Genomic DNA, 6970 nt, shown 5'->3' with positions numbered 1-6970 from the left:
TATGAAAAACGCAAACACTTTATTGATCGGCGCTATGTTGTCGCTGGTCACTCTCATGCCGCTGTCGGCCGTGGCGCAGGCCGCTGGAGACGCCGGAAAAGCCGCATCCACGACCGCAGCCTCCATGACCGATGGAGAGGTGCGCAAGATCGACAAGGACGCCGGCAAGATCACCATCAAGCATGGCGACATCAAGCACTTGGAGATGCCGGGGATGACCATGGTGTTTGCTGCCAAGGACAAGGCCCTGCTCGACAAGACGCAGGTCGGCGACAAGATCCGTTTCATGGTGATCAACGAGGGCGGAAAGATGGTCGTCACCGCCATCGAGCCTGCCAAGTAAGCACAAGGAGTGCCTCGCCGCGCCCTCAAGAAAGGGGGCGCTCTTCTGTTCGCACGTCAACCTACCAAGGAAAAATCATGAAAACTCTCCTTATCGCCCTGGCCATGACCGCCGCATCGTCCGCATTCGCTGCTGGCGACACCCAAGAGGCCACGCCCTACACCAACTCCAAGGCGCAAGCGCATGGCGAGGAACACAAAAAGGCCCGTCCTGCGACCGGTGTGAAGCGGACCAAGGATGGCAGTACGGCGCGGGGTGAAGGCTCTGGCATCGCCGACACCAGCAAGGCCGAAGCCCGTGGTCAGGAAAAGGCCAATGCGCGTGAAGCCATGCCGCACAAGGAAGCCACTCCGGGCTCCACGCCCAAGTAGTTCCGAGACAGAGAGGTGGCAAAAAATTAGCAACCGCCCAAAGACCTCAGGCCGACCATCGCTGCGTCAAGGCGATGGTCGGCGGCTCCAAGGCGGTTTCAATACCCACCGCGATGAACGTGTGCCGGAGCAGATCTTTTGCGGTACGGACGCGTAGTCAAGAGGGCGGGTAGCCCGCCTCGGTGAGCGCTTCCGCAAGCGTCAGACGGTCTTCAGCACTCTGCACCGTAACCAAGCGCTTGGACATGTCCACCTGCACCTTGCAGCCAGGATCCACCATCTGCAGTGTCTGGTTCACCATCCCTGCGCAGTGCCCGCAGGTCATGTCGGGAAGCTGGAATTCATGCATTTACTTCTCGTGGCAAAGAGTTGAGAGGAGTGCAGTCTCGGACTTGCCACAGTGGCAAGGTCAACCACTTTTTCCTCCATGGCACAGACACGCCTCGCCATGGGCGGCCGCGACAAGCTCATTAAGAATTCCACAGCTCTGATGCGCATGCTCTCCACTGCATGCTGAGCGCAGCTGCAGCAGTTGCTTTTCCAACGCCATCATGCTGATGAGACGAGCGCGCAGCCGACTTAGCTGGTCGTCAATCAGATTGTTGACGTCTGCGCACGCCTCCTGGGGCGCATCTAGCGCACCCAACAGGCTCCTCACATCTGCCAGTGGGATGTCGAGTGCCCTACAGTGCCGTACAAAGGACAGCCGCTCCAGGTGAGCGGGAGCATAGTTGCGATAGCCGTTGGCCAGCCGCGCGGGCTGGGGCAACAAGCCTTCCTTTTCGTAAAAACGGATCGTTTCGGCGTCAACGCCTGTTGCGGCGGCCAGTTCCTTGATCTGCATGTTGAGAGCTGGATATTGGAGGTCTTGACACTGTAGCTACTCCAAGGTTTCCAATCGAGGCATCAAGGAGAGAAATTTATGAAATCCTGCTGCGACGAAGCACAAAAACCAACCTCCCAGGACCCATGCTGCGCTCCAGCCGCTCCCGTCTCTACTCAGCTTGATTCCTGTTGCGCCAGCCCGGTTGCGGCCTCTCCAGATACTTGCTGTACCCCACATTCGCTAGCAACCGCAGCGCCTTCGTTTGCAAATGGGCGTGGCCCCCAGGGAGCCATGTTCCGCATCGAGGCCATGGACTGCGCAGCCGAAGAAAGTGAGATCCGCCGCGCGCTGGAGTCAATTGCCGGGGTGCGCGGCCTGGGGTTTCAGCTCGGCGCACGCACGCTGACCATTGACGCCCCTGATGCTGTGATTCCTCAAGCCTTGGCGGCCATTCGCAAGGCAGGGTTCGACCCGCAGCCCGTGGCAACCGCTGCGGCAACGGGCGAAGCCCCTGGGCGGGCCTCCACCACCGACGAACTCGGGCGTATGGGGTTGGCGCTGGGCCTGGCCGTCTGCGCCGAAGCCGTGGCCTTCTTCTCTCCAGACACGCTGGCCTTCAAGGGCATTGGCATGGCCCTGGCGGCGGCGGCCATCTGGCTGGCGGGCTTTTCCACCTACCGCAAGGGGTTTGCCGCCTTGCTGCAGGGACGGCTGAACATCAATGCGCTGATGACGGTGGCCGTGACCGGCGCGTTTCTCATTGGCCAATGGCCAGAAGCCGCCATGGTGATGGCCCTCTATGCCATTGCTGAATTGATCGAAGGCCGCGCGGTAGACCGTGCACGCAATGCCATCAAGAGCCTGTTGGATCTCACGCCCGAGACGGCCGAAGTACGCCAGCCTGACGGCAGCTGGAAATCGGTGGCCGCTGCACAGGTTCCCGTCAACGCCATCGTCCGGGTCAGGCCGGGCGAGCGCATGCCGCTGGACGGCACGGTGGCCGTTGGGACCAGCGCAGTCAACCAGGCGCCGGTCACGGGAGAGAGCATTCCGGTGGACAAGGTTCCTGGAGATCCCGTGTTTGCTGGCACCATCAACGAAACAGGCACCCTGGAGGTGATGGTCACGGCAGAGGCCAGCAACACCACCTTGGCCCGCATCATTCACTCGGTGGAACAGGCGCAGGGCTCACGCGCCCCCACACAGCAGTTCGTGGACCGGTTTGCTGCCATTTACACCCCGGCTGTGTTCATCATGGCCGTTCTTGTGGCGACGCTCACTCCGGTCTTTATGGACCTGACGTGGGTGGATGCCGTCTACAAGGCTCTGGTACTGCTGGTCATCGCCTGCCCCTGTGCGCTGGTGATCGCAACGCCGGTGACGGTGGTCAGTGGTCTGGCTTCTGCGGCCCGGCGTGGCATCCTCATCAAGGGCGGGGTTTACCTGGAAGACGCGCACAAACTCAAGGCCATTGCGCTCGACAAGACCGGCACGATCACGGAAGGAAAACCCAAACTGGTGGCCCAGCACGTGCTGGCCAGAACGTATCCCGAAACCCAGATTCTGGGCTGGGCGGCGGACCTGGCCGGTCACTCTGACCACCCCGTGTCCAAGGCCATCGCGCAAGGACTGTCTGCTGGCCAGGGCATCGTGGCAGGCTTCACGGCCCTTGCCGGACGTGGTGTGGAAGCCCAGCTTGAAGGCCAACCCCTGATTCTGGGGAATCACCGGCTCATCGAGGAACGGGGTCTTTGCAGCCCCGCCATTGAGGCGCTGCTACAGGCACAGGAATCGCAGGGCCGCACGGTGACCCTTCTGGCCAGTCAATCGGAGGTTCTTGCCATCTTTGCGGTGGCCGACACCATCAAGGACAGCTCACGGGAGGCCATCGCCCAGCTACACGCGCTGGGAATCGCCTCGGTCATGCTGACCGGAGACAACCAAGCCACGGCAGAGACCATCGCCAAACAGGCGGGCATCGACCAGGCGCATGGAAACCTGCTGCCAGAAGACAAGCTGTCGGCCATTGAGCAGATGCAGGCCCAGTACGGTGCCACGGCGATGACGGGGGATGGCATCAATGACGCACCTGCGCTGGCACGCGCCGACATCGGCCTTGCCATGGGTGCAGCAGGAACCGACACGGCCATGGAGGCTGCGGACATCGTCATCATGAATGACAATCTGCGCCGCATCCCCGAAGTCATCCAGCTCTCCAGGCGCACGCGGGGCATCCTTCTTCAGAACATCGTGCTGGCGCTGGGTATCAAGACGGTGTTCTTGGTGCTTGCGGTCTTTGGGAACGCGTCGATGTGGATGGCGGTTTTTGCGGACATGGGGGCCAGCCTCCTGGTGGTTGGCAATGGGCTGAGGCTGCTGCGCGGCACGCGCGCTCACGCGGTCCGCGCTGTTGGTTAGATCTAGCGGGTTCAGTGAACGTGCTGATGGTGCACGTCAGGAGCATGGGGATGGGCGTGGGTCACAGGCTCATGGGTGTGCTTGTGGCTGTGGCTGCCAGTTGGCATTACTACGTGCACATGTGCATGGTGCCCATCGTCGTGCCGGTGAGCATGCTCATGCTCCAGCACTTCGTGCGTGTGCTCGTGTCCATGGCTTTCCGCCAGATGGAGCATTACTCCCGCCAACATGAACACTCCACCCAAGAGCATAAACCACCCCGCAGAGCGTTCCCCGAAACCGAAGGCCACGGCAGCACCAATGAAGGGCGCGAAGGCGAACACCGAGCCCGTCCGCGCCGCACCAAATGCTCGCTGGGCCAGGAGGTAACAGCGCAGACTCAGGCCGTAACCAGTGGCTCCAACGGCGAGAAGTCCCAGTGCTGCGGACAGGGAAGGCAAAGGCTCCCCAGTCGAAACAGCCAATGCAGCCGTCGCTGCGGCCCCCAGGGTGGCCTTGGCCATCACCACCTGGCTGGGGTCGCGCTCAGCCAGCCCACGGGACAAGGTGTTGTCCACCCCCCAGGCGACCGTGGCCAGCAGCACGGCAAGCAGCCCCAGCAACTGCACGCCTCCTTGCAGGCCTTGGTCCAGAACGAGCGCCATTCCTCCTGCGAGCAGCAACAGCATGGCGGCCCACACGCGGCGGTCCATGGTTTCGCTGTACAGCCACCATGCCAGCGTGGCGGTGAACAGCGCTTCCAGAGTGAGCATGAGCGACGCGCTGGCTCCGCTCGTGTGCTGCAGGCCCCAGGCCAGGGCCACCGGCCCTAGCGCGGCGCCAAAGCCAGCCATCGCCAGAAGGCGCGGAATGTCGGACCTCTGCACTCGCGCTTCATGCGCAGCAGTCCGCAGCGACAGTGCCCCGATCAGGGCCGCTCCTAAGTACAGCAGCGCTGCGGTCGTGAAGGCCCCGAGCCCTGCGCCCAGCCTCTGTACCGCGGGTGTGCTGATGCCGAAGAGTACCGCCGCCAGCAGGGCGAGAAAGCCACCGCGCAAGGCGGGAAGATGCAAAGGGTCACGCTTCATAGTTGAGGGATTTGAGCACGACATCGGAGTCTGGTAATCCCCAGAACTGGACAAGGCAAGGGGTTCAAAGACGGAAATAGCTGACTCGACGAGAAGTGGAAGGTCTGCTTTCGAAGAAAGCGGCCAACGACATTGTCAGACTGAGCGACGCCAACCAGCCTGAAGCTGTCAAATCAAGTAGCCTTGTGGGCACGATCCTGATCGCGCAAGTAACTAGCTACGTTTGATACAGCGCAAACACTGCAATTTTGAGTTGGCATCGATGCTCTGTTTTGCGTAGCATTCAGATACAATCAACCAAGGAGAAAAATGAAGACAGCATTGTTCGCGCTCTTCCTCGGCGCATCCACCATCGCCAGCGCAGCACCGGTTCAGCCTCTGTCGGGCTCGGACCTGTCTTTATCTGCGGCGTCGGGCTCATCGACTTTCTTTGAAACCAAGGCCCGTGCTGGCAGCAAGCGGGTCGGTGGCAAGGGCCGCAGCGGCAAAGGTGGCCGATATGTGGGTGGTCACAAGTAAAACGCAGACCGCAGAACCTATGAAACCTTTATTGCTTGCCAGCGCCCTGGCACTATCCCTCTTCGCGGTGCCCGCCATGGCCAAAGGGGGAAGCCATGCCGTCAGCGGACACACTACCAAAAACGGCACCTATGTCCCACCCTACCATGCGACCAATCCTGATAGCTCCAAGACCAACAACTGGAGCCACAAGGGCAATGTGAACCCTTACACGGGTAAAGAGGGAACGAAAAAGGATTGATGCCTCGGCACAGGCATTGATTAGCCGCCCTAGGAGGCGGCTTTGTGCTTTCTGGGCCCCCCATAATCTGTTGATGCGCTTCCTTCTTTCATTCACGGCCTTGATGCTCTTGGCAATGAGCGCCAGCGCCCAGGTCTACCGCTGCGAACATGGCGGCAAGGTGTCCTACTCCGACGAGCCGTGTGTCGGTGCCAAGTTAGTGGATGCCACTCCCACCCAGGGCATGGACAAGATGACCGGCCGCACGCGCAAGGGTGCTGATGTTATGCGCGACGAAAACAGAAAAGCCGTGGACGCGGCGCTTCAGCCGCTCACAGGCCTGGATCACGAGCAGATGAACTTAGAGCGCAAGCGGCACAAACTGTCCGCGGCGGACAAAGTCACCTGCCGCAATCTTGATCGCCAGCTACCCGAATTAGAGGCTCGCGCCGCGCGGTCAGCAGCCAGCCAAAAGCAAGAGGCTGACAAGGACCTTTACAAGGCCCGCAAAACCTTCTTTGCCCTCAAGTGTTGAGTTGCGGAACAAGTGAGTGCCAGGACCGTTGCTGCCTGCAAGACTTCTGTGGCGGGACAAGCATTGAGGCCCTGGATGCCACTCTTGAATAAACTTGTCTCAAGGCCATAGCGGTCGCCAAGATACCGCTGAGCTTCCAGGCACGAAGATGCCTGCTTCAAAGAGAACCAATGCACAGGGAGGAAATCATGGCCAGACGCAAAAAAACCAGCCCTTTGGAAGACATCCTGGACTTGTTGTCCCTGCTTGCCGAGTTAGGGGGCGCCGGCCCAGATGGTGGGGTGGACCTCCTACTCACCAAAGGCAATGAGAAATTCTTCGTGCAGTGCAAACAGTGGAAGGCGTACAAGGTGGGGGTGACCACCGTCCGCGAACTCTACGGTGTCATGGCAGCCAAGGGCGCCACGGGCGGATTCGTGGTGACCTCGGGCCGCTTCACAACAGACGCAGTGGAGTTTGCCCAAGGTCGAAACATTGAGCTGGTCGACGGCCCTCGTCTGTTCGCAATGATTCAACGTGCACGCCGGCCCGGAGCGCCCGTATCTCCATCAATTGCTGCGGATTCCCATGCACAGGCTCAGCACCCTGAAAGCGCTGCGGTCGCCACGGCACAGACCTCTTCGCCGGAGTGTCCACGCTGCGGTGCATCCATGCAGTTGCGCACCGCTCGA

General features: G+C 60.9%; 9 protein-coding genes and 1 pseudogene. 7 read left to right on the top strand and 3 right to left on the bottom strand.

Annotated features, from left to right (window positions below; translation table 11 throughout):
* Position 1 precedes the first annotated feature (1 nt).
* The gene (locus tag ISS20_RS22285; protein WP_108625381.1) at positions 2-343 is read left to right on the top strand and encodes a copper-binding protein; all 342 of its coding nucleotides are present in this window, start codon (positions 2-4) and stop codon (positions 341-343) included.
* A gap of 77 nt (positions 344-420) precedes the next feature.
* On the top strand, positions 421-714 hold the full coding sequence (locus ISS20_RS22280) for a hypothetical protein (protein ID WP_124515296.1): 294 nt from the start codon (positions 421-423) through the stop codon (positions 712-714).
* Positions 715-871: 157 nt separating this feature from the next.
* Here ISS20_RS22280 and ISS20_RS22275 read toward each other — a convergent pair whose 3' ends face one another.
* Both ISS20_RS22275 and ISS20_RS22270 read right to left on the bottom strand, forming a co-directional pair.
* Complete coding sequence (locus tag ISS20_RS22275; RefSeq protein WP_056637557.1) at positions 872-1063, bottom strand: heavy-metal-associated domain-containing protein; 192 nt, start codon at positions 1061-1063, stop codon at positions 872-874.
* 60 nt (positions 1064-1123) lie between these two features.
* A complete protein-coding gene (locus tag ISS20_RS22270; protein ID WP_056637555.1) occupies positions 1124-1558 on the bottom strand; it encodes a Cd(II)/Pb(II)-responsive transcriptional regulator in 435 nt (144 codons plus the stop codon).
* A gap of 78 nt (positions 1559-1636) precedes the next feature.
* Here ISS20_RS22270 and ISS20_RS22265 point away from each other — a divergent pair, with 78 nt between their 5' ends.
* Positions 1637-3958, top strand: a complete 2322-nt coding sequence (locus tag ISS20_RS22265; protein WP_291439642.1) for a cation-translocating P-type ATPase — start codon at positions 1637-1639, stop codon at positions 3956-3958.
* Positions 3959-3969: 11 nt separating this feature from the next.
* Here the strand turns inward: ISS20_RS22265 and ISS20_RS22260 are convergent, their stop codons facing one another.
* Positions 3970-5025, bottom strand: coding sequence for a DMT family transporter (locus tag ISS20_RS22260; RefSeq protein WP_056637549.1), 1056 nt, complete (start codon positions 5023-5025; stop codon positions 3970-3972).
* 309 nt (positions 5026-5334) lie between these two features.
* Between ISS20_RS22260 and ISS20_RS22255 the strand changes: the two genes are divergently transcribed.
* The 4 genes and pseudogenes from ISS20_RS22255 to ISS20_RS22240 form a co-directional block, all read left to right on the top strand.
* Complete coding sequence (locus ISS20_RS22255) at positions 5335-5544, top strand: hypothetical protein (RefSeq protein WP_291439638.1); 210 nt, start codon at positions 5335-5337, stop codon at positions 5542-5544.
* A 19-nt stretch (positions 5545-5563) separates the two neighbouring features.
* Positions 5564-5785, top strand: a complete 222-nt coding sequence (locus ISS20_RS22250) for a hypothetical protein (protein WP_108498426.1) — start codon at positions 5564-5566, stop codon at positions 5783-5785.
* A gap of 73 nt (positions 5786-5858) precedes the next feature.
* Positions 5859-6299 (top strand): DUF4124 domain-containing protein, encoded by a 441-nt coding sequence (locus ISS20_RS22245; RefSeq protein WP_199227692.1) that lies wholly within the window; start codon positions 5859-5861, stop codon positions 6297-6299.
* A gap of 245 nt (positions 6300-6544) precedes the next feature.
* Positions 6545-6970 (top strand): annotated as a pseudogene (locus ISS20_RS22240) (restriction endonuclease); the annotation flags it as partial.

Origin of the sequence: Acidovorax sp. (genome assembly GCF_016783915.1) — a bacterium.
Taxonomy (GTDB): Bacteria; Pseudomonadota; Gammaproteobacteria; order Burkholderiales; family Burkholderiaceae_C; genus Acidovorax.
This window is presented reverse-complemented; position numbering and strand designations above follow the sequence as displayed.

Excerpts from the sequence above, each read along its gene's own strand:
- ISS20_RS22285 (WP_108625381.1), top strand. The coding sequence starts at position 2 with ATGAAAAACGCAAACACTTTATTGATCGGCGCTATGTTGTCGCTGGTC.
- ISS20_RS22280 (WP_124515296.1), top strand. The coding sequence starts at position 421 with ATGAAAACTCTCCTTATCGCCCTGGCCATGACCGCCGCATCGTCCGCA.
- ISS20_RS22275 (WP_056637557.1), bottom strand. The coding sequence starts at position 1,063 with ATGCATGAATTCCAGCTTCCCGACATGACCTGCGGGCACTGCGCAGGG.
- ISS20_RS22270 (WP_056637555.1), bottom strand. The coding sequence starts at position 1,558 with ATGCAGATCAAGGAACTGGCCGCCGCAACAGGCGTTGACGCCGAAACG.
- ISS20_RS22265 (WP_291439642.1), top strand. The coding sequence starts at position 1,637 with ATGAAATCCTGCTGCGACGAAGCACAAAAACCAACCTCCCAGGACCCA.
- ISS20_RS22260 (WP_056637549.1), bottom strand. The coding sequence starts at position 5,025 with ATGAAGCGTGACCCTTTGCATCTTCCCGCCTTGCGCGGTGGCTTTCTC.
- ISS20_RS22255 (WP_291439638.1), top strand. The coding sequence starts at position 5,335 with ATGAAGACAGCATTGTTCGCGCTCTTCCTCGGCGCATCCACCATCGCC.
- ISS20_RS22250 (WP_108498426.1), top strand. The coding sequence starts at position 5,564 with ATGAAACCTTTATTGCTTGCCAGCGCCCTGGCACTATCCCTCTTCGCG.
- ISS20_RS22245 (WP_199227692.1), top strand. The coding sequence starts at position 5,859 with ATGCGCTTCCTTCTTTCATTCACGGCCTTGATGCTCTTGGCAATGAGC.